Below are 22,217 nucleotides of genomic sequence, written 5' to 3'. Positions count from 1 at the left end.
GGCTCCCGCCGACCTCACCCGGGGGGCGCGGCCTCCGGCGCGGCCCGAGGCCTCGTCTGGGCCGCAGGCCCGCGCGCACGCCTGCGCCTCGTCTGGGCCGGAGCCGCGCGCGCAGGTCTGCGCCTCATTTGGAGGAGACGCCCACTCCGATCTCGAACTCGCGGTAGACGCGGGCCCAGAACCCGTCGCGCAACCAGACCCTGGCCTCCGGGTAGGGGCGCAGGGAGTGGCCGAGCTCCTTCTCCGCCTCGATCAGCAGCTCGGTGTCGATGACCGTGGGAAGGATCGGCCCGGGCAGCAGGTCGCGGATGTTGTCGCGGCCCCGGGTGAGGATCCACTTCTGGGCCACGTGCTCGCCGACCTCCTCGACCCTGGGACGGCTCGGGCCGAGCTTGGTGACCTGGCCGACGGGCGCCTTCGGCTTGGCCGCCGCGGGCGAGCGCCCGGCGAAGACCTGCGCGGGGGAGGGGGCCGCGGGCGGGACCGGGACGGGGACGGGAGCGGGGGCGCGGCTGAAGTAGGAGCGGAGGAAGTCGGCGCTGATGATCTCGACGGTGTCCGACTCCCAGACGAGGCGCTCGGCCTGGTTGGTGCCGTAGGGCGGCTCGACGCCCCACAGGTGGATGCGCACGCCGTACGCCTGGGCCGCCTCGACCGCGGGGACCATGTCCTCGTCTCCGGCCAGCAGGATCGTGTCGCTCACCGCGTGGTGCCTGGCCAGCGCCTCGAGGTCGCTCCTGATCTGCGCGTCGACGCCCTTCTGCTGCCCTCTGGCGTTGAGGTTGCCCAGGCGCACCTTGACCCAGGGGAGCTGGGCGATGACGCGCTGGTCCACGGTCGGCACCCGGTCGCGGGCCGCGTCGTACCAGTAGATCCTCAGCAGCTCGCCGTGGATGCGGGCTTCGGCGTGTTTCTGCAGCGCCTGAATGAGCTCGTCGGCCGCGACGCGGTACTCCTTGCGCTCCTTGGCGCCGAGGAGCACCTCACCCGCTGCCGCGTAGAGGTATCCGACGTCCACCAGGACGGCGTACTTCGCGGCAACGGGATGGGTTGTGAGGTCCAGGATGGTCATGTCGTCCTCCAGGCCTCGGAACTCACTGATCGGGCTGACTATATGCGCCCATTTCTTAGATAGTCCCAAGTCTCGTGCAACTTGACACCCCGTTCCGGGGATCTATCGAGGCAGGCCGCTCGATCTCCACGCTCCTTGTCCTGTCGGAAGATGTTTTCGCATGCGGTGTGCGGGATCACGCCAATTTTCACGCTTTGGTGGAGCTTTCACCGCCGGAACCGCCCGCGAGGCGAGTGCGACCACCAGCGCGGCGATCTCCTCCGGGGTCGCGTCCCCATGGACGATCTTCAGGTGTGTCATAGCGGGATGTTCCCATGCTTCTTGGGGGGCAGGCTCGTGCGCTTGTTACGCAGGGCGCGCAGCGCCCTGACGATCTGTACCCGGGTGTCGGAGGGGCGGATCACGGCATCTACATACCCCCGTTCGGCGGCGAGATACGGGTTGGCGAGGGTGTCCTCGTATTCGGCGACGAACCGGGCACGGGCGGTGTCGGGGTCGTCGGCCGAGGCGAGCTCGCGGCGGTAGAGGATGTTGACCGCGCCCTGCGCGCCCATCACCGCGATCTGCGCGGTCGGCCAGGCCAGGTTGATGTCCGCGCCCAGGTGCTTGGAGCCCATGACGTCGTAGGCCCCGCCGTACGCCTTACGGGTGATCACCGTCACCAGCGGCACCGTCGCCTCCGCGTAGGCGTACAGCAGCTTGGCGCCGCGGCGGATGATCCCGTTCCATTCCTGGTCGGTTCCAGGCAAGAATCCCGGCACATCTACAAATGTCAGAACAGGAATGTTAAAGGCATCGCAAGTACGGACAAATCTTGCGGCTTTCTCCGAAGCCGCGATGTCCAGCGTCCCCGCGAAACTCATCGGCTGGTTGGCGACGATCCCCACGGAACGTCCCTCGACCCGGCCGAAGCCCACGAGGATGTTCGGCGCGAACTGCGCGTGCACCTCGAGGAACTCGCCGTCGTCCAGCACGTGCTCGAGCACCGTGTGCATGTCGTAGGGCTGGTTCGCCGAGTCGGGGATCAGCGTGTCCAGCTCCAGGTCCTCCTCCCCGGTCTCCAGCGCCGGGTCGGCGTCGAGGACCGGGGCCTCGTCCATGTTGTTGGACGGGAGGTAGGACAGCAGCGCCCTGGCGAACTCCAGGCAGTCGGCCTCGTCGGCAGCCTCGTAGTGCGCCACGCCCGACCTGGAGTTGTGCGTGTGCGCGCCGCCGAGCTCCTCGAACGTCACCTCCTCGCCGGTGACCGTCTTGATGACGTCGGGCCCGGTGATGAACATGTGCGACTTCTCGGAGACCATCAGCACGAAGTCGGTGAGGGCGGGGGAGTAGACCGCGCCGCCCGCGCACGGGCCCATGATCAGGGAGATCTGCGGGATCACCCCCGAGGCGTGCACGTTGCGCTTGAAGATCTCGGCGTACAGGCCGAGGGAGACGACGCCCTCCTGGATGCGGGCCCCGCCGGAGTCGTTGATGCCGACCACGGGGCAGCCGGTCTTCAGCGCGTGGTCCATCACCTTGACGATCTTCTCGCCGAAGACCTCGCCCAGCGACCCGCCGAACACGGTGAAGTCCTGGGCGAACACCGCGACCGGCCTGTCGTCGACCGTGCCGTAGCCGGTCACCACGCCGTCGCCGTACGGGCGCTCGCGCTCAAGGCCGAAGTTCGTCGACCGGTGCCTGGCCAGCTCGTCGAACTCCACGAAGCTGCCCTCGTCCAGGAAGGCGAGAACCCGCTCCCTGGCCGTCATCTTGCCCTTGGCGTGCTGCTTCTCCACCGCACGCGCCGAACCGGCGTGCGCCGCCTCGTCCAGGCGGCGCTCCAGATCGGCGAGCTTGCCCGCTGTGGTGTGAATGTCAACCCCGGGGGCTGTCGGCTCGGCGCTCATCGGGTCGTTCACCACTCCTCGCTCGCTTCACGCGGCTCACACTGCGTACAGGTCGGGCGCGCCCAGGCGCGTCCACCGCTCTCGCGGTCCGCTCCGCCCAGGGCGAAGGTCCACGGAACACGCCCCGGGCACAAGGGGGCGCTCCCCGCTCGTTTTCAGCAGGGTAACCGTCCCGCGATGAGAAAACCCAGCTGGGTCCCATCTGGCAGGAACCCCCCTGGAACCCCTGATCCACGGGGGTGTCCGGCCGGGAACGGGTCGCGATGGCCCGCTCGTTGAAGGGGCAATTCTGACAAAGTGGGAGTCATGACGGACATCGCTGAAGCGGTACGAACACAGCGGCTGGTGAAGAGGTTCGGGCAGCAGGTGGCCGTCGGCGGGGTCGACCTCGTCGTGCCGAGGGGCAGCTTCGCCGGGCTGGTCGGCCCGAACGGCGCGGGCAAGACGACCACGCTCAGCATGGTCACCGGCCTGCTCCGCCCCGACGAGGGCGCGATCCACATCGACGGGCTGGACGTCTGGCGCGACCCGGTGGCGGTCAAGGCCCGCATCGGCGTGCTCCCCGAGGGGCTGCGCCTGTTCGAGCGCCTGTCCGGGCGTGAGCTGCTGTCCTACAACGGCCAGCTCAGGGGCATCCCCAAGGCCGAGGTCGAGCAGCGGGCCGAGGAGCTGCTGCGGGTCATGGACCTGGCGGACTCGGCGGACAAGCTCGTCGTCGACTACTCGACCGGCATGCGCAAGAAGATAGGCCTGGCGGCCGCGCTGCTGCACAACCCCAGAGTGCTCTTCCTCGACGAGCCCTTCGAGGGCGTCGACCCGGTCAGCGCCAACACGCTGACCGAGGTGCTGCGCCGCTACACCGCCTCGGGTGCGACCGTCGTCTTCTCCAGCCACGTCATGGACCTCGTCGAGCGCCTGTGCGACTGGGTCTCCGTGATGAGCAGGGGCCAGATCGTCGCACAGGGCCCGCTCGACCGGGTCCGCGCGGGACGGAGCCTCAACGAGGCCTTCCTCGGCCTGGTCGGGGCCAGGGGCGACGGACAGGGCCCCGGCGGAGAGGAGGGCCTGTCATGGCTGGGCGCGACCTCGGCGTGAACGACTCCGGCTTCGGCGAGGACGCCAGGGGCCCCGGCGCGGACGGCCCCGCCGCAAGCGGTTCGACCCCCGCCCCTGCCCCCGCCGCGGGCGCTTCGAGCTCCGGCGCCGGCAGGGTGAGCCCGTGGATCTTCGTACGGCTCAAGCTCAGGCTGGTCGCCGGGAACCTGCGCGGCAACGGCGTGCGCCTTGCCGGGTTCGTCTTCACCGTGATCGCCGCCCTCCTCGTCGCGGGCCTGGGCTTCCTCGGCCTCGCCGCGCTGAGGTTCGCGCCCGACGACGTCGCGGCGGACGTCGGGATCGTGCTGTTCAGCGGATTCCTGCTGGTCTGGGCCGTCGGACCGTTGCTGGCGTTCGGCCTCGACGACACCCTCGACCCGTCGCGCCTGTCGCTGTTCCCGCTGCGGACCGGCCAGCTGGCGGCGGGCATGTTCGCCGCGTCGGTCACCGGCGTCTGGCCCGCCGCCACGCTGGTCGTCATGTTCGGCGCGGTCGTGGGCCTGGCCGCGGGGGCGGGCGGCGCGCTGCTCGGCGTCGTCGCGGTGCTCCTGCAGTTCGCGCTCTGCATCGTCACCTCACGGCTGGTCACCACGTCCCTTTCCGGCGTCCTGCGCACCCGCAGGGGCCGCGACGTGCTCGCCGTCTCGGTGCTCTTCTTCGTCCTGGCGGCGCAGCTGCCGAACCTGCTGCTCAACGGCGGCTTCTCCGCCGACCCCGCGGCGGCGCTGCGCAGCCTGGCCTCCGTGCTGCGCTGGACCCCGCCGGGCATGGCCGCGCACGCCGTCACGGACGGCGGCCTGGTCGCGGTGGCCGAGCTGGCCTTCCTCGCCGTCCTCGTCCTCGTGGTCGGCCGCCTGTGGATCGCCGCGCTCCGCAGGGCGCTGGTCACGCCGGACGGCTCGACGGAGGGCGGCGCCTCCTCGGTGCGCAACTCCAGGGGCCTGCTCGCCAGGATCCTGCCGGACGGCCCGCTCGCGGCGGTCGCGACCAAGGAGCTGAAGTACGCCCGCCGCGACCCGCGCGGCAGGGTCGGCTGGTTCTCCTCCGTCGCGGTCACCGGCGTCCTGGCCTTCTCCCTGAGCCAGGGCGAGGGGGCGGGAGGCATCGGCCTGGCGGTCGGCCCCGCCTGCCTCGGCGCGGTGATGATCGGCCTGCAGTCGGCCAACTCCTTCGGCATCGACGGCCGCTCGCTGTGGATGAACGCCGTCGCCTACGGCACGGGACGCGACTGGCGGACCGACCTGGCGGGGCGGCACCTGGCCGTCGCGACGATCGCGGCGCCGCTGCTCGGCCTGCTCTCGGTCGTGGCCGCCCTCCTCGCGGGGAACCTGGCGTGGGCCGTCCCCGCCGCGCTCACCGCGTGGGGGGTCCTCGGCGTCGGCCTCGGGATCGGGGCCGTGACGAGCGTGCTCGTGCCGTACTCGGTGCCCGACCGGCTCAACGCCTTCACCGGGGCCGTGCCGGGGCAGGGCGGCATCGCCTTCGTCGCCTCGTTCGGCGCGATGATCGGCGGCGGCCTGCTCTCGCTGCCCGTGACGCTGCCGGTCCTGCTGGGCCTCACCTGGGTCAGCGCGCTCGCGGTGCCGTACGGCCTGCTGCTCTCCTGGGCGGGTCGCAGATTGGCCGGAGACCTCGGTTTCCGCAGGTATCCCGAGCTCGTGGGGGCCGTCTCCCAGAGCGGCTGATTGGTCTAGTCCAATAAGTGAGACCGGTCTCCGCCCGGGAATTCGGACTGACTACGCTGACGAATATGTCCGCCATCGCGAACACCCAGGCAGAACGTTCATCCGCTGTCACCGAGATGCCCGACGAGCTGCGCGCGGATGTGCGGCTGCTCGGAGGGCTCTTGGGGCAGGTGATAGCCGAGCACGGCGGCGACGACCTGCTCGCCGATGTCGAACGCCTCAGAAAGGCCGTCATCGCGGCCCGTCGCGGGAAGGTCTCGGGCGACGAGATCACCGCCATGGTCGCCGAGTGGCCGATCGAGAGGGCGGTGCAGATCGCCCGCGCGTTCACGTGCTACTTCCATCTGGCGAACCTCGCCGAGGAGCATTTCAGGATCCGTACCCTCCGCGTCCGCGACACCGGTGAGGAGCCGCTGCCGGAGTCCATCGCGCAGGCCGTCCAGGAGCTGGGCGGCGAGCGCGTCGCCGAGCTGGTCGAGGGGCTGCGGCTGCACCCCGTGCTGACCGCGCACCCGACCGAGGCCCGCAGGCGCGCGGTGGTCACCGCGATCCAGCGGATCAGCGGCAGGCTCGCCGCCTACAACAGCCCCGAGCGGGGAGCCGCCGAGCGGGCGGAGACCAGGCGGCGGCTGCTGGAGGAGGTCGACCTCCTGTGGCGGACCGCGCAGCTCAGGTCGACCAAGCTCGACCCGCTCGACGAGGTCCGCACCGCCATGGCCGCCTTCGACGAGACCTTGTTCCGGGTGATCCCGCTGGTCTACCGCTCGCTGGACGCCGCGCTCGGCGAGGGCACCGGCGTCCGCGAGCCGCTGGCCCGCGCCTTCATCCGCTACGGCAGCTGGATCGGCGGCGACCGTGACGGCAACCCCAACGTCACCGCGAAGGTGACCAGGGACGCCGTGCTCATCCAGTCGGAGCACGTGCTGATCGCGCTGGAGAACGCCGCGCTCAGGATCGGCAGGGCCCTCACGCTCACCGCCTCCTACACGCCCGCCTCGCCGGAGCTCGCCGCGGCGCTCGCCTCCGCGGAGAACGACCACCCCGAGCTGGTCTCCGAGATGGCCACCCGCTCGCCGCAGGAACCGCACCGGCAGTGGCTGCTGTTCGTCGCCGCCAGGATCAGGGCGACCCGGCAGCGCGGCCTCGACCTGGCCTACCGCTCGCCGGAGGAGCTCCTGGCCGACCTGCGGACCGTCCAGGAGTCCCTGGTGGCGGCCGACGCGCCCCGGCAGGCGTACGGCGAGGTGCAGCACCTCATCTGGCAGGTGGAGACGTTCGGCTTCCACCTGGCGGAACTGGAGGTGCGCCAGCACTCGCAGGTCCACGCCGAGGCGCTGGCCGAGCTGGCCGATGGGCGGACCTCCGAGCGCACGGACGAGGTCCTGGCGACCATCCGCACGATCGGCTGGATCCAGGAGCGCTTCGGCACGACCGCCTGCTCCCGCTACGTCGTCTCCTTCACCCGCTCGGCCGACGACATCGCCGCGGTCTACGCGCTGGCCGCGCACGCGCTCGGCGACAGGGCGCCCAGGCTCGACGTGGTCCCGCTGTTCGAGTCGGGCGCCGACCTGGCCAACGCCCCGGCCGTGCTGACCGGCATGCTGGCCATCCCGGGCATCCAGGAGAGGCTCGCGGCCAACGGCCGTCGCCTGGAGGTCATGCTCGGCTACTCCGACTCGGCCAAGGAGCTCGGCCCCGCCGCGGCGACGCTGAAGCTGTACGAGGCGCAGGAGGCCCTGACCGCCTGGGCCGCCGCGCACGACGTGCGGCTGACGCTCTTCCACGGCAGGGGCGGCGCGCTGGGCCGAGGCGGCGGACCGGCCAACCGGGCCGTGCTCGCGCAGGCCCCGGGCTCGGTCGGCGGCAGGTTCAAGGTCACCGAGCAGGGTGAGGTCATCTTCGCCCGCTACGGTCACGCCGCCATCGCCCGCCGCCACATGGAGCAGGTCACCTCCGCGGTGCTGCTGGCCTCGACGCCGACCATCGAGGCCCGTACGGCCGAGGCGGCGGGGCGCTTCCGCGGCGTGGCCGAGCAGGTGGCCTCCGCCTCGGAGAAGGCCTACCGGTCGCTGACCGAGGCGCCCGGCTTCCCCGAGTGGTTCTCGCTGGTCAGCCCGCTTGAGGAGATCGGCTCGCTCCGTCTCGGCTCCCGCCCCGCCAGGCGGGGTCTCGGCGCACCCAGGTCCCTGGACGACCTGCGGGCCATCCCGTGGGTGTTCGCCTGGGCGCAGACCCGGGTCAACCTGCCGGGGTGGTACGGCCTGGGCAGCGGCCTGGAGGCGGTGATCTCCGAGTCGGGCATCGACGAGCTGCGCGCCGCCTACCGCGAGTGGCCGCTCTTCGCCTCGCTGCTGGACAACGTGGAGATGTCGCTGGCCAAGACCGACAGGGACATCGCGGCCCGCTACCTCGCGCTGGGCGGGCGGGACGACTTCGTCGAGCAGGTGCTCGGGGAGTACGACCGCACCCGCCGCCTGGCCCTGGAGATCACCGGCCACAGCCGCCTGCTGGAGAACCGCAGGGTGCTCTCGCGCGCGGTCCAGCTCCGCGACCCGTACGTGGACGCGCTGTCGCACCTGCAGCTGCGCGCCCTGTCCGCCCTGCGCTCCGACGACGCCCTGTCCGAGGAGGAGCGCGAGCGCCTGTCGACGCTGCTGCTGCTGTCGGTCAACGGCGTCGCCGCGGGCCTGCAGAACACCGGCTGACCCCCCACCGGCCGGAACACCGCACGGCCGGGTCGCCGTCAGGCCTGCCGACAGGTCAGACGGCGACCCGCTCCGCGCCCGAGTAGAGGTTGAAGCGCTCCTCGCGCAGGAAGCCGACCAACGTCATCCCGAACTCCCTGGCCAGGTCCACGGCCAGGGAGGAGGGGGCGGAGACGGCGCAGACGACCGGGATCCCGGCGCTCAGGGCCTTCTGCATGATCTCGTAGCTGGCGCGCCCGCTGACCATCAGGACGTGCTCGCCCAGCGACGGCGTCCCGTTCGTCAGGGCCCAGCCGACCAGCTTGTCCAGCGCGTTGTGCCGCCCCACGTCCTCGCGGAGCGCCACCAGCTCGCCGCCCGAGGTGAACAGCCCCGCGGCGTGCAGCCCCCCGGTCTTGCCGAACACGCCCTGAGCCCGCCTGAGTCGGTGCGGCAGGCCGTACAGGACCTCGGGGGACAGCAGGGGGCCGTCGCCGGGAGGAAGCGGGAGGCACCGGTCCCGCAGGGCGTCGAGGCTGGCGGACCCGCAGACGCCGCAGGCGCTGGACGTCACGAAGTGCCGGTCGAGGGCGGGCAGCTCCGGCAGGGGGCCGCGCAGCCGTACGGTCACCGTGTTGTAGCGCGCCTCGGGCGCCACGTCGTCGTCCGAGCAGTAGGCGATGGAGACGATCTCCCCGGCGGAGGCCAGTCCCTCGCCGTGCAGGAAACCGGCCGCGAGCTCGAAGTCCGCGCCGGGGGTCCGCATGGTGATCGCGACCGTTCTGCGCGCCTCGCCCGACTGGATCCTGATCTCCAGCGGCTCCTCCGTCGCCAGGTCGTCGCGTCTGTCCCTGACGACCCCGCCCGCCACCTCCCTGACCCGGGTCACGGTGCTGGGCCCCGGGCGCCTGACGGCCTCGGAGGGGCCGCTGCCTGCCAGATCGCGCGGATCGAGAGCTCTGCTCATGTCCCCATCCTGGTGCCTGACGTGCCTGTCGACACCACCGCCCCGTGGCGACTGTCACCTACCTTCACAGTATTCCCTGCTCATTGCCCTAATTCGGTAACAGGCGGTCGCCTGGGGCGGGAAGATGGATAAGTGTTCGACTCGCCCTTCACCGATCTCGACCGCCCGCCGCTCTCCCAGGCGGCGCTCACCCGTGCCCTGGTCCGCCCCGGCGGCCTGTGGTCGGACATCACCGTCGTCGGCAGGACCGGTTCGACCAACGCCGACCTCGCCCAGGCGGTGCGCGACGGCGCCAGGCAGGGAGCCGTGGTCGTCGCGGAGGCGCAGTTCGCCGGTCGCGGCAGGCTCGGCCGCGTCTGGAGCGTGCCCCCTCGTTCGGGGCTGACGTTCTCGGTGCTCCTGCGCCCCGACCCCGCCCCCGCGCGGCAGGGCTGGCTCTCGCTGCTCGTCGGCCTGGCCGTCGCGTCGGCGGTGCGCCGGGTCGCCGAGGTGGACGCCCGCCTGAAATGGCCGAACGACCTGCTGGTCGGGGAGCGCAAGCTCGCCGGGGTGCTCGCCGAGCGGGTCGACAGCGCGGTGATCGTGGGCGTCGGGCTCAACGTGAGCGTCCGTCCCGACGAGCTGCCCGTCGGGACCGCCACCTCGCTGGCCGTCGAGAACGCCGCCTGCGTCGACCGCGACCCGCTCCTCAGGGCGATTCTGCGCGAGATCGAGACCCACTACCGCGAATGGTCGGAGACCGACGGCGACGCCGACGCGTGCGGGCTGCGGGCCGCCTACCTGGGGTTGAGCGCGACGGTCGGCCGTGAGGTTCGGGTCGAGCTGCCGGGTGAGCGGGTCCTCACCGGTCTCGCGACCGGCATCGACGAGTCGGGCCACCTGCTCGTCGAGTCCGACGGGCGCAGGCACACCCTGAGCGTCGGTGACGTCGTGCACGTTCGTCCGCACGTTTCGTGACTTCATCCGCACGTCTCGTGGCGCGGAGGGCCCGGGCGTGCCACGATTTGCCCCATGGGTCTGCCTGATCATCAACTGGCGGAGGGGGAGCTGCGCATCCGCGCGTTCCACCCCCACTGGAAGCGCCTCGTCGCACCGCTCTTCGCGCTGGTCGTCATCATCGTGGGATCGAGCATCGCGATCTTCATCATGCCCGCCTTCGAATACGACTCCTACGCGCGCATCGCGGTGGCGGTGATCGCCGTCGGGCTGATGACCGTGTGGTCCTTCGTGCCGTACGTGCAGTGGAAGAACACCGCGTACGTGCTCACCTCGCACCGGCTCACGATCAGCACCGGGGTGCTGAACAAGTCCACCGAGGACATTCCGATGAGCAAGGTCAACACGGTCAGCGCCGACCAGACCCTGCTGGAGCGGATGTTCGGCAGCGGCACGCTCAACGTCGAGTCGGCGGGCGAGCACGGCCACGTCACGCTGCGCGACATCCCCAGAATTCAAGAGGTGCGGGCCGACCTGTTCCGCGCCGTCGACGAGGCGACCGACGACGAGGAACCCCGAGGCCCCCAGCCCGCCCAACGCTGACCCGTGTGAACATCACCGGCACGGAGGCGTGAACGCCGTCGGTGCGAAGGCTCTTGCTCTCGCCGTGCCCGTGACATTCCCGGCACCGGTACGGCGAGTGCCGAGGTGGGGCGGATCGGCGCCGATGAGCGATGCTTTCCGGATCGGCTGGCATAGACTCCGGGTATGACCGCTGCTCCCGAAGAGTACGAGGACATGCATCGGCTGGTTGACCGGCTGACGCCGGACCAGCTTCATGAGGTGCGTGCGCACACTCTGCGTCTCGTTCACTCCACTGAGGGCGAGTCAGACCAGGAGTGGCCGCCTGCCTGGTTCGGGTCGGTGACCACTGAGCAGGACGACATCGCCGAACGCACTGAAGAGATCTTGCGTCAGGAGTATGGTCACGAAGTGTGATCGTCGTTGACACCGGCCCCATCGTTGCCGCTGCCATCCGAAACGACCGTAAGCACGATGTCTGTGTCGAGGTGTTCACCAGGTTGCGCCGAGAACGGCGAAAGCTCCTTGTGCCGGGTTTTGTGGCCGGTGAGGTCGCCTACATGCTTGGCAAGCTCGGTGGAGCCAAGGCGGAGGCGGGTTTTCTACGCTCTCTGAGGGCCGGAGTCTTTCAGCTGGTCGATCTCACGGACGAGGACGTTGACCGTATCGCCGACCTGGTGGAGCGTTATTCAGATCTTCCGCTCGGATCGGCTGATGCCTCGGTGGTCGCAGTCGCCGAGCGTTTTGGGATCACCGAGGTGTTCACCATCGACACCAGAGACTTCTCTGTGGTTCGTCCCGCCCATGTCGCCGCCCTTACGCTGATTCCTGGCTGACTTCTCATGTCACCGGCTACGTCTGGAGCGGTGGTGTGAGGCTTTTCCGGGGGTGTTGGAGCGGGCCGGGGCGGTGGTCGGCCGCCCTCGGCCCGGACCCTCAGGCTTCGCTCTCCTCGGCTTCGGACTCGCCGGCGAGCGCGCGCCGCCGCCACCTCGTCGCCCTCCCAGCCCCAGTGGCCTTCGTCCCGGTGCTGCCTGGCCTGCTCGTCGATCCACCTGTTGTGCGTCTCCCAGGCGGCCTGCTTGGTGGTTCCCAGCGCGGCACCGATCTGCGACCACGAGGCACCGGCTTCGCGGGCCGATCGCACCGTGAGCTGACGTCCGTGGCCCGCCTTGCGCGCGATCACCTCCCCCGGCGCGAGGAGCTCCAGCGTCTCCTCCCGGGTCAGAGGTCTCATGCCCTGATCGATCGGTACGGATTCGGGGGTGTCCTCCTCGGCCGGTGATGCGAGGACGTCGCGAGTGCGTAGCGCGTCATAGCGCGCGACCGCGGTGAGCAACGTGAATCGACGTTCGAGATGCTCGGGAGTCGCCATGGCACCGAGTGTTCCGTCAGGCTGGCCTGACGTCAAGCCAGCCTGACGATCCAGTCGCCTGCCGTACTCGTTCTTTCCGGGCCACCGAGTGCGGGAGGTCCCGCATCGATCACACCGGCGATGCCGTCACCGGAGTACGAGATCGTCGAAGCCGCCCTGCTTGATGCCGCTGACGAAGGCCGTCCAGGTGTCGTGGCGGAACGTGAGGGTGCCGCCTTGGCGGTTCTTGGTGTCGCGGACGGCGACCGAGTCGTCGATGAAGGCCACTTCGACGCAGCTCGGGCCGTCGGCGCTGAGACTGCTCTTGCGCCAGTGCCCGTCGGAGGGGTGGGGCTGCTGCATTCTGCTCCTCCCGCTAGCGGTCTTCGCGTAGGGAGACGATGAGTGCGGCCGAGTCGTTCGGGCTGAGCGCCACCGCGCGAAGATGCTCGCAAATGTGGTTGTATCGCTGGATATCTGCTTCTTTCTCAAGAAACAGACCGCCGGCCATGCTGTCAATGTGGATTACGTCGGGGCCATCCGTGCCGAATTTCAGGACGATGAAGCTGCCGGGCATACCCGAGTGAGCTCCGGCGGAGAACGGGATGATCTGAAGGGTGATGTGCGGGCGCTTGGCCTGCTGGACGAGATGTGTGAGCTGGTCACGCATGATGGTGTCGCTGCCGACCGTTCGTGACAGGGCTGCCTGGTCCAGGATCGTCCACAGCCGGAGGGGTGTGTCGCCTTCCAGGAGGGCCTGCCGCTGTAGCCGGGCGGCGACGCGGGTCTCGGCTTCGTCGTCGGTGACGGTCGGCCGTACTCCCCGGATCACCGCCCGCGCGTAGTCCTCGGTCTGCAGCAGGCCGGGGATGAACAGCGACTCGTAATTGACGGCCTGCTGCGCTTCGGCTTCCAGGCCGATGTAGGCGCTGTACTGCCCGGGAAGATCGGCCTCGAAGCCGTGGAGCCAGCCTCGCTGTTTGGCTTCCTTCTGGAGTTTCACCAGGGCGGTCCGGCGGCTGCCGGTGGCGCCGTAGACGTCGAGCAGGGCATTGAGCGTCCGGAGTTGCGGCTTGGTCTTGGCCGTCTCCATCCGGTGAAGCGTGGCGAGGTTGATGTCGGTCTTCTCGCTCACCTCGGCCTGGGAGAGCCCGGCCTCCTCGCGAAGGCGGCGTAGCTCTGCCGCTAGACGACGCAGACGCACCGTGGGCGGCTGACGTCTGGCTGGTGACAGGGGTGCAATTTCGCCCATCCTGCCTTTCTCCTGCATCTTTAACGCTCTTCTGGACTATGCGGGCAGTGTAAAAGCCTGCATTGCATTTACTCAGTGTGATGGTGCATGCTCTCACCGTAAAGCCTTCCAGGCCGGTTCCTCCCTGGAAGGCGGAACGTGTGATTTCCCCAAGCGGCCGGGCGGACGACCTTCCCTCCCGACGCGGCCCACCCCTGTCAGGTGTCCGCCCGGCGCAAGCGGCACGACCGGCGGCAGCCCCCTGCCGCTCCCGGTCGTGCCCCCACAGGACCGGCACCGCGCCCTCGCCACCCATGAGGGAGCGGTCCCCCGGCTGCGAGCGGTGCCGGTCCTGTGCCCGACATGCCGAGCAGGATCGAGAGAGAAATGACCGGTGTCAGCCGCAGAGCGCACTACCTGGAACTCTCCGTCTTCCCCACCTCGCCCTACTACGCCCGCGTGCACGTCCAGCGCGTGCTGGAGGGCGGGCGACGGGACGAGCTGGTCGAGACGGCCCGGCTCGTCGTCTCCGAACTGGTCTCCAACGCGATCAAGGCGCACACCGCGTCCCTCGCCGCGCTGGAGACGGCCGCCCTGGCGAGTCCGGACCCGCATCTGGATGGACCTGTACCAGGCCGAGGAGACGGTCGTGCTGCGCGTCTGGGACGCCGGCCGTACCTCGCCCGTTCTCAGGGATCCCGGCCCGGACGACGAGGGCGGGCGCGGCCTCTACCTCGTGGACCTGCTCGCGAGCAGCTGGGGTTACTGCCGGCCGAAGGGCGGGGGAAAGATCGTGTGGTGCACGCTGGTGGCTTCACCGGCGCTTCCGGCGGAGAGTGCTTGGCCCGGTTCTTCCGCCGTGTTCACCGACCTCGCGACCGAGGCGGCGGAATGAGACCGGTGCGACGATCTGAGGACCTGGAGCCCCTGAACTGTCGCGTCCTTCGTACGTCATCTCCCGCCATGCGCAATGCATGGACTCCAGGTACGGGGTGGTGAATCGGCCGTTCGGCTGACCCGCGCCGCTGGAGTCCCGCACTATCGGAGTGCGGGACCTGCGGTAATGGACATGCTCAAGCATCCAAGTCCTCCCTCGACGGCATGACGGTCACAAGAGATGGGGTGACTCGAAGCCCATGGTGCGGACCAGTCAGGAGTGGCACCCGGTTGGCCTGCACCACCTACCTCCAGCCAGTAACGATCGCGCCGTCACGACCTCCTTTCGCGAAAGGGGACACCGATGACCGCTCTACAACACCAGACCCCGTTTACCAGCACCGAACTGCGGTTTCTGTGGCTGGAGCCGACCGGCAAGTGCCAGCTTGAATGCGTTCACTGTTACGCCTCCAGCTCGCCGGCCGGGACGGACGGCACCATGACCATCCCTGACTGGAAGAGGGTGATCGACCAGGCTGCCGCGCTCGGCATCTCGCATGTGCAGTTCATCGGGGGCGAGCCGACCCTTCACAAGGCGTTGCCGGATCTGATCGACCACGCTCTGGCCTCCAAGGTCGAGGTCGAGGTGTACTCCAACCTGGTGTACGTTCCGGACCCGCTGTGGGAGATGCTGTCCCGGCCTGGGGTACGGCTCGCCACGAGCTTCTACACCGACGACGCCCGCGAGCACATGCTGATCACCGGACGCAACACCCTGCCCCGCACCCAGAAGAACATCACCACGGCGCTGGAGCGGGGGATCCCGCTGCGGGTCGGCATAGTCCATGTCACCGAAAGCCAGCGTGTCGAAGAGGGCAAGGCGCTGCTGACGGGGCTCGGCGTCACGCAGATCGGCGTCGACCGGGTGCGGCTGCTGGGCCGTCCCTCCCGCGGAGCCCTGGACCCCGCTGAGCTGTGCGGTGCATGCGGTCGGGGGACGGCCGCAGTGCTGCCGGATGGCAGCCTCACCCCGTGCCCCATGTCGCGGACCATGAGCGCCGGTAATGTGCTGGCCTCGCCGTTGGCTGACCTCCTGGCCGGTGTCACATGGAGTCAGGTCCTCGACATGGTTCCCGCTCCTCGGGCGGGCAGGGAGTGTCAGCCGGACAAGAACAGCTGCCGCCCCACCGAGCAGGACGGCAATGACTGCCCGCCTTCGGAGAATTCGGCTTGTGATCCACGCTTCTGCAGCCCAGAGCTCAGCCCGCCCGGTAAAAAGTGACCATGAACTGGCAACCCCGCGCTGCCCGGCTCGCCGCTGCCGCCACCTCCCGTGGGTCGCGGTGGCGCGAGCCGGTCGCTGCCACTCCCCGGCACCTGCCGCGCTGGTGGGACACGCCTGCCGGCGCCTACAGCCGAACCTGGGAATTGCATGACGGCCCAAGTGACGTTGAGGCGTGGATGGGTGTGGCCTACGACGATCAAACGGTCGTCACTCAGGTTGCCGGGGTCCACGCCGACCACGCCGATGTGGGGGCCACCGTCGACGGACGGCCTACGTCGTCTTCCACCTTGCCGAGCCTGGTGACGCAGATGTTCCGCCATGCTGAGATTTACGACGGGGCGGACGTACTCGATGTCGCCACCGGGTCGGGCTACAGTGCGGCCCTGCTGGCGCAGCAACTCGGCGATGACCGGGTGACAAGCATCGACGTCGACCCCTATCTCGTCGAGGCCGCTGCCTCACGGCTGGACACCCTCGGCCTGCACCCGAAGGTTCTCCCCGTCGATGCGACAGGCCCCCTGCCGGGGGAGTACGACCGTATCGTTTCCATGGTGTCGGTGAAGCCGATCCCGGCGAGTTGGCTGGCGGCGCTACGGCCCGGCGGGCGGTTCGCCACGGTCATCGCGAACACGTCGCTGATCGTCACCGCGGGCAAAAGCAGCGACGGCGGCGCCGAAGGCTGTATCGAGTGGGATCGGGCCATGTTCATGCCGACCCGTTCCGGCGGAGACTACCCACCCGGGGCGCGCGGCATGTTCGACACGCTCTGGGACGCCGAAGGAGAAGAGGTCACACAATGCCGATACCCGGTGCTGAACGTCACCTACAACTGGGATCTGCCCGCCATGCTGGAAGTCGTCTGCCCCGGCATCGAACACCACTACGAGGAGACGGACGACGGGCGACGCACAGCGCGGATGGTTCACGCTGACGGGTCGTGGGCCAGAGCCAGCGCCCAGGCAGACGGGCCGCCCACCGTCCACCAGGGCGGGCCACGCCGCCTGTGGGACGTGCTGGACGAGGTACGGCACTACTGGCTTCAGCACGGCGAGCTGCCGATACGTGGTGCCTACGCACGCATCACTCCGGACGGGACGATCTGTTTGCGGCGCGGCCGGTGGAAAGCCACCATCGGATGACCACGAGCGGTCCTGCTTGGGAGTGTTCAGGCCGCTTTACAACCCCAGCGCCCCCGGTCACCGACCGGGCCGCGCACGACATCAACCGCGACAGCTCGCCCTCCCCGACCAGGTCCGCCAGGTAGACGACGAGCCGCTCCACGGTGTGCGGTGAAGCTTTCCGGAGGGACGTTTTCCGGGGCGGGCCGGGGGCGGGGGTTGGCCGCCCTCGGCCCGGACCCCTCGGGGAGAGCCGTTGCCCCGAGGGGAGAAGGGGGGCCGCGGTGGTCGCGCCGTGGGCCCCGGCTCGCGAGGGCCGGGGCCCGGCGGGGCGCTACAGGCCGAAGGCCAGCAGGACCGAGCCGCGGTCGGGGTTGGGGTAGGGGGTGAACATGTAACCGGAGTGCACGTAGACCATTCCGTGCGAGACGACCGCGCCGCCCGCGCCCGACAGCGCGCCGCCGCGGCCCGGCAGGCCGTTGACGCCGTCGACCGGGGTGATGGTGTCGTAGGTCCACAGGACCTCGCCGGTGCGCGAGGAGTAGGCCCGCATCTTGCCGTCCATGCTGCCCAGCCAGACGAGGCCGGGCGTCGTGGTCACCGCGGGGCCGTGGCCGAGCTGGCAGACGTTGGGGTACTGCGCCGCGCCGCCGGTGGTGCAGCCGTCCTCGGGGTTGGGGGTCTTCCAGAGGATGTGGCCGTCGGCCGGGTTGATCGCGAACAGCGTGCCGGGCCTGGCCATGTACGTCGAGACGTACAGGCGCTCACCGTCGAAGCTGGTGCCCCACTGGATGCCGGACAGGCCGCCGCTGGGCATCGGCGTGGACAGCTGGCGCTGCCAGACGATCCTGCCGGTCCTGGCGTCGAGCACGTGGTAGACGCCGGCCTTCTGGCCGATGCCGATGAGGCGCTTGCCGCCCGCGCTGAAGAGGTTGGGGGCGGCGCCCAGGTCGTAGTCCAGCGCGGTGCCGTCGGGCAGGTTCGGGCAGTACTGCTTGTCCTCGGGGGTGGGGAAGGAGCACTCGATCCGCCAGGTGTCGACGTCGGTCATCTTCCTGGTCCAGCGGGCCTTGCCGGTCGTGATGTCCAGCGCCAGGATCGAGTCGTAGTTGCCGCCGCTCCCGGTGTAGTTCTGCCCGGTCCCGACGAACAGGGTGCGGGTGACCGGGTCGATGGCCGGAGTGCTCCACACGCCCGCGCCGGACGGCTCGTACTTCGGCACGCCGTTCGGCCAGGTGCCGTTCTGCTTGGGCTCGGGCACGGTGTAGTAGCGCCAGACCTGCTCGCCCGTCCTGGCGTCCAGGGCGTCGATGTGACCGCGGAAGGTGCAGCAGGGGAAGGTCTTGCCGAGGATGTTCTGGCCGCTGGAGACGCCGACGTAGACGCGGCCGCCGTAGACGATCGGCGAGCTGGTGACGCCCGCGGCCACCTCGGTGTCGATCTGCCGCGCCCAGACCAGTTTGCCGGTGCGCTGGTCGAGCGCGTAGAAGTAACCCCGGCCGTCGCCGAAGTACACCTTGCCGCCGGAGACGGCGGCCCCGTCCTGCACCACGGCGCGGCCCTGGGGGCCGACGGTGCTCAGGTCGAAGTCCCACTTGGCGGCGCCGGTCCGCGCGTCACGGGCGTAGAAGTGGCCGTCGGGCGCGCCGAAGTAGATGGTGTCGCCCACGACGGCGGGCTGACTGTGCGGCGTGCCCGCGTCCTTGGGGTAGGCGAAGGCCCACTTCAGCTTCAGGCCGCCCACGTTGGCCGGGGTGATCTGGCGTTCGAGGTGGTTGGAGCGGGAGCCGCTCAGGTCCTTCTGCCAGGAGGGCCAGTCGCCTCCGGGCAGGCGGGGCGGGGTGAGCGCGCTCGCCTCCGCGGCGGCGTCCCCTCCGGGGGGCGCGGCGGACGCGATCGGGGTGTTGGCCAGCACGGCCAGACATGACGCGGTCAGCACCGCGGCCGTCCTCAGGAATCTCGTGCGTCGTTTCGGCTGCATCGCAGACTTGATCCTCTTCAGGTCGGGGGGAGCGCCCGGCAACGCGGGGTGCCGGGCGGAAGCCGTTCAGCGGTTGAACGCCATGTACTTCTTCCAGAAGCCGCAGTGGTGCTGCTTGGAGATCTCCTCCGTCAGCTGGCTGTCACCCGCGGGCACGAGGGACATGACCGTGGGGTGCGAGCGGGTGAACCTGGACCAGTACGGCGTGCCGTCGACCGTCGGGTCGCCGGTCCTGGCGAACCCGGTCCACTGGGCGACCAGCTGGCTCCCGAAGGTCTGCTGGTTGGCGCTCAGGTCGGTCCTGGGGAAGATCAGGTACGGCACCTCGTTGATGTGGTAGGAGCCGTTCGGCTTGGTCTTGTCCAGGAAGAACAGCGGCGGAGCGTCGGAGTTCTCCACCTGGAAGGCGTAGACCGGGATGTGCCGGGCCAGCCGCTCGTCGTTGAGGATGGCGGGGCAGACGGAGTTGGAGTCGGCCACGATGGTGCGGTAGGCGATGAACGCCGCGGGGGCGGGGAAGCGCTTCAGCGGGTACCGCTTGAACACCTCGGGGGCGAGGGTGTCGTACTGCTCCTTGACCAGCGCCTCGTACTCCTCGGGGGTGTTGGCCCCCATGAGCTGGGTCTCGTCGCGGTCCACGCCGTGCATGAGGGAGACCTTGTTGATGCGGCCGGTCGCGAACGCCTCGGCGGGCGACAGAGGCAGGATCGTGCCGTCGACGATCGGGGCCAGCGTGCCCTTGTCGGGGCCGAGCCCGTCCCCGGCCTTCTCCAGCAGCGTCTTGGCCGGCACCGCGCGCAGGCAGGCGGCCACGTCCGCGGCGTTCCCGCAGCCGACGGCGGCGGCGAAGCGGTCGCCCGCCTGCTGCGCCTCGGCCTCGGTCGGCAGGTCGGACTTGCAGTCCTGGGTCTGCCACATGGTCTCGTGGCCGCGCAGCGAGTTGTACTCGCCGCTCTGCGAGATGCCCTTCTGGAACAGCCCCTTCGACAGCGGCGAGGTGGTGTGGGCGCACACGCTGGACCCTCCGGCGGACGCGCCGTAGATGGTCACGTTGTTCGGGTCGCCGCCGAACCGGGAGATGTTGCGCTGGACCCAGCGCAGCGCCTCCTGCTGGTCGCGCAGCGCCCAGTTCCCCGAGCGGGCGCCCAGCGCCTTGTGCGCCAGGAAGCCGAGGATGCCGAGCCGGTAGTCGACGCTGACGTGGACCACGCGCCCGGCGCCCGCCATGTACGTCCCGTCGGTGGAGGAGCCGAGCCGGAACCCGCCGCCGTGGAACTCCACCATCACGGCCAGCGGCTCGGCGCCCGCGTTCACCGGCGCGGCGACGTTCAGCCTCAGGCAGTCCTCGTCGTAGGACTCGGGGCCGAGGAAGGCGGGCTGGGGGCAGGGGAGGCCGCGTTGCGTCGCCTCCAGGGTCGTCGTCCACGGGGCGTGCTGCTCGGGCGGCGCCCAGCGCAGCTTGTCGACGGGCGGTGCGGCGTAGGGGACCCCGAGCCAGGACCTGACATTGTTGGTGACCAGGCCGCACAGCGGGCCGCGGTCGGTCTGCACCGTGGTGTCGGGCGCGCACGCGGGGGCGGCCGTCCGCGGGGACGCGGCGGCCGTCCGCGGGGACGCGGCGGCCGTCCACGGGGGCGCGGCGGTCGGCGCCGTCACCGCGGCCTGCCGTCCGGTTACGGCGACGGCCGCCGGAGCCGAGGAGGTGAGCGCCATCGCCGCCGCGACGAGTGACACACCCACGGTGAACGCGAAGTGCCGTTTCTTCGTCTTCATGCTGGATTTCCTTTTGGGACCGACAACAGAACTGGGGGGATCGGCCGGTCGGCCGACTTCGATCTGCCGGGCAAATGAACACGAAAGGGCAACTTGACCATAGGGCGGGCCGATGGTGCGGAACAGGCACACTGCGCCGGGGTGGACGAGCGGTGTTCCCAGAGCGCTCACCGGTCCCGTCGCGTCGGTGAGCGGTCGAATCACCTCGATCAGCGGTCAGCCCGATCCTGACTGCGTCCTGACATTATCGGTAACCGTCGGTGACGTGATCGGACACGCCGGGCGGCGGCCGGGACGGGGTGATCGCGGGGTGGGAGCCGGGACGGGGTGATCGCGGGGCGGCGGCCGGGACGGGGTGACCGCGGGGTGACGGCCAGGACGGGGTGACCGCGGGGTGACGGGCGCCCGGCCGCTGCTTCCGGGGCTCCGGCCGCTACTTCCGGGGCTGGGGCGGCAGCGTCGTGCCCAGCCGGTCGACGGCGGCCGTGGCGTGGACGGCGTGCTCCCCGAGGAGCTGGGCGTGCGCCTCCTCGAGGCTGAGGACGACCGCGCCGAGGACGGTGGCCAGCTCTCCGACGACGCTGCCGGAGACCACCAGGAACTCGTGCAGCGGCCGGGCCGCGGCCTGGACCGCCTCGACGACCTCGGGGGCGTCGCCGATCTCTCCGCCGATCACCACGATGTCGGGATCGACGACGGCCGCGAGCGCGACGCACGCTCTGGCGACGTCTCGCACGTACTCGTCGAGGAGGGCCTTCGCCTCGGCCGAGCCTGCCGCGACATCGGCCAGGATCGACCTGACCACGTCACCGATGGACGAGCCCGGGACGCCGGGGTTGCCCGATCGGTAGGAGTCGACCAGGCGGGACGCCGCCAGACGATCCTCCATCGCGTACCGCGAGGCCTGCTCGGCGCCGTCGGCCCAGGGGAACGGCAGCCGCGACAGCTCGCCCGCCGCGCCGTGGGCGCCGCGGACGAGGCGGCCCTCGGTGATGATCCCGGCGCCGACGCCGACGCCGAGCTGCAGGTAGGCCAGACTCGGCACCGCCGAGCCGACCCCGATCCGCATCTCGGCCACCGCCGAGCAGTTGACGTTGTTCTCCAGCCTGACCGGGCCGTCGTAGTGGGCCGCGAGCGCGCGGAGCAGAGCCGCGACGGCGCCCCGCTCCCGGTCGGCGTCGGCGGTCGACACCTGACGCCGCCCCGCGTCGACGATCTGCGGGACGGCGATCGTCACCGCCCGCAGCCTCCGCAGACGGTCCGGCCTGCGGCACCACTCGGCGAGCTGCTCGACCGCCCGGTCCATGACCGACGTGGACGGCTCGCGCCGGCGCGGGGCGTCGGGCCGGCCGGGTTCGGTGACGGACACGTGCGTGCTGTCCACCCCGGCGAGATCGACGGCCATCAGCTCGATGTGGGAGCTGCCCAGATCGATGCCGAGCGCCCAGCCGACCTCGTCGGCCGCCTCGAACAGCACGGCGGGCTTGCCGGTCGCCGGGACGTGCCTGCCGTTGCGGCGGACGTATCCGGCGCCCTCCAGCGAGCTGACGGCGTCGTTGACGCTCGGCTTCGACAGACCCGTCGCCGCGAGCAGCCGGGGCCGGGTGGTCGACCCGTGCCCCAGCGTGTGGCTCAGGACGTGCCGCTGGGTGGGAGGCAGTTCCGCGGAACGCGCGTCGTCATGCAATC

19 protein-coding genes are annotated in these 22,217 nt (G+C 70.4%); 10 read left to right on the top strand and 9 right to left on the bottom strand.

The features are described from left to right. Window positions 1–124: 124 nt before the first annotated feature. The 3 genes from PKF00_RS09405 to PKF00_RS09395 all read right to left on the bottom strand — a co-directional run bounded on the left by PKF00_RS09405 (window position 125) and on the right by PKF00_RS09395 (window position 2,961). Window positions 125–1,072: an NYN domain-containing protein gene (locus PKF00_RS09405; protein WP_271216989.1), complete on the bottom strand. Its 948-nt coding sequence runs from the start codon at window positions 1,070–1,072 to the stop codon at window positions 125–127. Window positions 1,073–1,174: 102 nt separating this feature from the next. Next, window positions 1,175–1,372: an acyl-CoA carboxylase subunit epsilon gene (locus PKF00_RS09400; protein ID WP_271216988.1), complete on the bottom strand. Its 198-nt coding sequence runs from the start codon at window positions 1,370–1,372 to the stop codon at window positions 1,175–1,177. After that, window positions 1,369–2,961: an acyl-CoA carboxylase subunit beta gene (locus PKF00_RS09395; RefSeq protein WP_271217050.1), complete on the bottom strand. Its 1,593-nt coding sequence runs from the start codon at window positions 2,959–2,961 to the stop codon at window positions 1,369–1,371. Before PKF00_RS09395 ends, PKF00_RS09400 begins: the two co-directional genes overlap by 4 nt. Before the next feature lie 306 nt (window positions 2,962–3,267). Here PKF00_RS09395 and PKF00_RS09390 point away from each other — a divergent pair, with 306 nt between their 5' ends. The 3 genes from PKF00_RS09390 to PKF00_RS09380 all read left to right on the top strand — a co-directional run bounded on the left by PKF00_RS09390 (window position 3,268) and on the right by PKF00_RS09380 (window position 8,446). Beyond that, window positions 3,268–4,056, top strand: coding sequence for an ABC transporter ATP-binding protein (locus PKF00_RS09390; protein ID WP_271216987.1), 789 nt, complete (start codon window positions 3,268–3,270; stop codon window positions 4,054–4,056). Beyond that, entirely contained in the window at window positions 4,032–5,741 is a 1,710-nt protein-coding gene (locus tag PKF00_RS09385) for a hypothetical protein (protein WP_271216986.1), read from the top strand. The genes PKF00_RS09390 and PKF00_RS09385 overlap by 25 nt, the downstream gene beginning before the upstream one ends. A 65-nt stretch (window positions 5,742–5,806) precedes the next feature. Continuing rightward, a complete protein-coding gene (locus tag PKF00_RS09380) occupies window positions 5,807–8,446 on the top strand; it encodes a phosphoenolpyruvate carboxylase (RefSeq protein WP_271216985.1) in 2,640 nt (879 codons plus the stop codon). Window positions 8,447–8,501: 55 nt separating this feature from the next. Here PKF00_RS09380 and fdhD read toward each other — a convergent pair whose 3' ends face one another. After that, window positions 8,502–9,392 (bottom strand): formate dehydrogenase accessory sulfurtransferase FdhD, encoded by an 891-nt coding sequence (fdhD, locus tag PKF00_RS09375; protein WP_271216984.1) that lies wholly within the window; start codon window positions 9,390–9,392, stop codon window positions 8,502–8,504. A gap of 132 nt (window positions 9,393–9,524) precedes the next feature. Here fdhD and PKF00_RS09370 point away from each other — a divergent pair, with 132 nt between their 5' ends. The 4 genes from PKF00_RS09370 to PKF00_RS09355 all read left to right on the top strand — a co-directional run bounded on the left by PKF00_RS09370 (window position 9,525) and on the right by PKF00_RS09355 (window position 11,746). Beyond that, on the top strand, window positions 9,525–10,349 hold the full coding sequence (locus tag PKF00_RS09370) for a biotin--[acetyl-CoA-carboxylase] ligase (protein ID WP_271216983.1): 825 nt from the start codon (window positions 9,525–9,527) through the stop codon (window positions 10,347–10,349). A gap of 54 nt (window positions 10,350–10,403) precedes the next feature. Then, the gene (locus PKF00_RS09365) at window positions 10,404–10,931 is read left to right on the top strand and encodes a PH domain-containing protein (RefSeq protein WP_271216982.1); all 528 of its coding nucleotides are present in this window, start codon (window positions 10,404–10,406) and stop codon (window positions 10,929–10,931) included. 165 nt (window positions 10,932–11,096) lie between these two features. Continuing rightward, window positions 11,097–11,327: a hypothetical protein gene (locus tag PKF00_RS09360; protein ID WP_271216981.1), complete on the top strand. Its 231-nt coding sequence runs from the start codon at window positions 11,097–11,099 to the stop codon at window positions 11,325–11,327. Beyond that, on the top strand, window positions 11,324–11,746 hold the full coding sequence (locus tag PKF00_RS09355; RefSeq protein WP_271216980.1) for a type II toxin-antitoxin system VapC family toxin: 423 nt from the start codon (window positions 11,324–11,326) through the stop codon (window positions 11,744–11,746). Before PKF00_RS09360 ends, PKF00_RS09355 begins: the two co-directional genes overlap by 4 nt. A 665-nt stretch (window positions 11,747–12,411) precedes the next feature. On the opposite strand, the gene PKF00_RS09350 is transcribed toward PKF00_RS09355, so the two are convergent. Together PKF00_RS09350 and PKF00_RS09345 are read right to left on the bottom strand one after the other, a co-directional pair. Further along, window positions 12,412–12,627 (bottom strand): DUF397 domain-containing protein, encoded by a 216-nt coding sequence (locus PKF00_RS09350; protein WP_271216979.1) that lies wholly within the window; start codon window positions 12,625–12,627, stop codon window positions 12,412–12,414. A 13-nt stretch (window positions 12,628–12,640) separates the two neighbouring features. Next, window positions 12,641–13,534 (bottom strand): helix-turn-helix domain-containing protein, encoded by an 894-nt coding sequence (locus tag PKF00_RS09345; protein WP_271216978.1) that lies wholly within the window; start codon window positions 13,532–13,534, stop codon window positions 12,641–12,643. A 580-nt stretch (window positions 13,535–14,114) separates the two neighbouring features. Here PKF00_RS09345 and PKF00_RS09340 point away from each other — a divergent pair. The 3 genes from PKF00_RS09340 to PKF00_RS09330 all read left to right on the top strand — a co-directional run bounded on the left by PKF00_RS09340 (window position 14,115) and on the right by PKF00_RS09330 (window position 16,795). Next, entirely contained in the window at window positions 14,115–14,390 is a 276-nt protein-coding gene (locus tag PKF00_RS09340; RefSeq protein ID WP_309298382.1) for an ATP-binding protein, read from the top strand. Window positions 14,391–14,735: 345 nt separating this feature from the next. After that, window positions 14,736–15,653, top strand: coding sequence for a radical SAM/SPASM domain-containing protein (locus tag PKF00_RS09335; protein WP_271216977.1), 918 nt, complete (start codon window positions 14,736–14,738; stop codon window positions 15,651–15,653). 2 nt (window positions 15,654–15,655) lie between these two features. Continuing rightward, on the top strand, window positions 15,656–16,795 hold the full coding sequence (locus tag PKF00_RS09330; RefSeq protein WP_271216976.1) for a methyltransferase domain-containing protein: 1,140 nt from the start codon (window positions 15,656–15,658) through the stop codon (window positions 16,793–16,795). A gap of 313 nt (window positions 16,796–17,108) precedes the next feature. Here the strand turns inward: PKF00_RS09330 and PKF00_RS09325 are convergent, their stop codons facing one another. The 3 genes from PKF00_RS09325 to PKF00_RS09315 form a co-directional block, all read right to left on the bottom strand. Then, window positions 17,109–18,755, bottom strand: coding sequence for an outer membrane protein assembly factor BamB family protein (locus PKF00_RS09325; RefSeq protein ID WP_271216975.1), 1,647 nt, complete (start codon window positions 18,753–18,755; stop codon window positions 17,109–17,111). 66 nt (window positions 18,756–18,821) lie between these two features. Further along, on the bottom strand, window positions 18,822–20,528 hold the full coding sequence (locus PKF00_RS09320; RefSeq protein WP_271216974.1) for a carboxylesterase/lipase family protein: 1,707 nt from the start codon (window positions 20,526–20,528) through the stop codon (window positions 18,822–18,824). Between the two features lie 433 nt (window positions 20,529–20,961). Further along, window positions 20,962–22,215, bottom strand: coding sequence for an ROK family transcriptional regulator (locus PKF00_RS09315; RefSeq protein ID WP_271216973.1), 1,254 nt, complete (start codon window positions 22,213–22,215; stop codon window positions 20,962–20,964). Window positions 22,216–22,217 lie beyond the last annotated feature (2 nt).

Source organism: Streptosporangium carneum, from assembly GCF_027922005.1.
Classification (GTDB): domain Bacteria; phylum Actinomycetota; class Actinomycetes; order Streptosporangiales; family Streptosporangiaceae; genus Streptosporangium; species Streptosporangium carneum.
This window is presented reverse-complemented; position numbering and strand designations above follow the sequence as displayed.

What these genes read in the sequence shown, in the direction of transcription:
- PKF00_RS09405 (WP_271216989.1), bottom strand. Translation starts at nt 1,072, where the DNA reads ATGACCATCCTGGACCTCACAACCCATCCCGTTGCCGCGAAGTACGCC.
- PKF00_RS09400 (WP_271216988.1), bottom strand. Translation starts at nt 1,372, where the DNA reads ATGACACACCTGAAGATCGTCCATGGGGACGCGACCCCGGAGGAGATC.
- PKF00_RS09395 (WP_271217050.1), bottom strand. Translation starts at nt 2,961, where the DNA reads ATGAGCGCCGAGCCGACAGCCCCCGGGGTTGACATTCACACCACAGCG.
- PKF00_RS09390 (WP_271216987.1), top strand. Translation starts at nt 3,268, where the DNA reads ATGACGGACATCGCTGAAGCGGTACGAACACAGCGGCTGGTGAAGAGG.
- PKF00_RS09385 (WP_271216986.1), top strand. Translation starts at nt 4,032, where the DNA reads ATGGCTGGGCGCGACCTCGGCGTGAACGACTCCGGCTTCGGCGAGGAC.
- PKF00_RS09380 (WP_271216985.1), top strand. Translation starts at nt 5,807, where the DNA reads ATGTCCGCCATCGCGAACACCCAGGCAGAACGTTCATCCGCTGTCACC.
- fdhD (WP_271216984.1), bottom strand. Translation starts at nt 9,392, where the DNA reads ATGAGCAGAGCTCTCGATCCGCGCGATCTGGCAGGCAGCGGCCCCTCC.
- PKF00_RS09365 (WP_271216982.1), top strand. Translation starts at nt 10,404, where the DNA reads ATGGGTCTGCCTGATCATCAACTGGCGGAGGGGGAGCTGCGCATCCGC.
- PKF00_RS09360 (WP_271216981.1), top strand. Translation starts at nt 11,097, where the DNA reads ATGACCGCTGCTCCCGAAGAGTACGAGGACATGCATCGGCTGGTTGAC.
- PKF00_RS09350 (WP_271216979.1), bottom strand. Translation starts at nt 12,627, where the DNA reads ATGCAGCAGCCCCACCCCTCCGACGGGCACTGGCGCAAGAGCAGTCTC.
- PKF00_RS09345 (WP_271216978.1), bottom strand. Translation starts at nt 13,534, where the DNA reads ATGCAGGAGAAAGGCAGGATGGGCGAAATTGCACCCCTGTCACCAGCC.
- PKF00_RS09340 (WP_309298382.1), top strand. Translation starts at nt 14,115, where the DNA reads ATGGACCTGTACCAGGCCGAGGAGACGGTCGTGCTGCGCGTCTGGGAC.
- PKF00_RS09335 (WP_271216977.1), top strand. Translation starts at nt 14,736, where the DNA reads ATGACCGCTCTACAACACCAGACCCCGTTTACCAGCACCGAACTGCGG.
- PKF00_RS09330 (WP_271216976.1), top strand. Translation starts at nt 15,656, where the DNA reads ATGAACTGGCAACCCCGCGCTGCCCGGCTCGCCGCTGCCGCCACCTCC.
- PKF00_RS09325 (WP_271216975.1), bottom strand. Translation starts at nt 18,755, where the DNA reads ATGCAGCCGAAACGACGCACGAGATTCCTGAGGACGGCCGCGGTGCTG.
- PKF00_RS09320 (WP_271216974.1), bottom strand. Translation starts at nt 20,528, where the DNA reads ATGAAGACGAAGAAACGGCACTTCGCGTTCACCGTGGGTGTGTCACTC.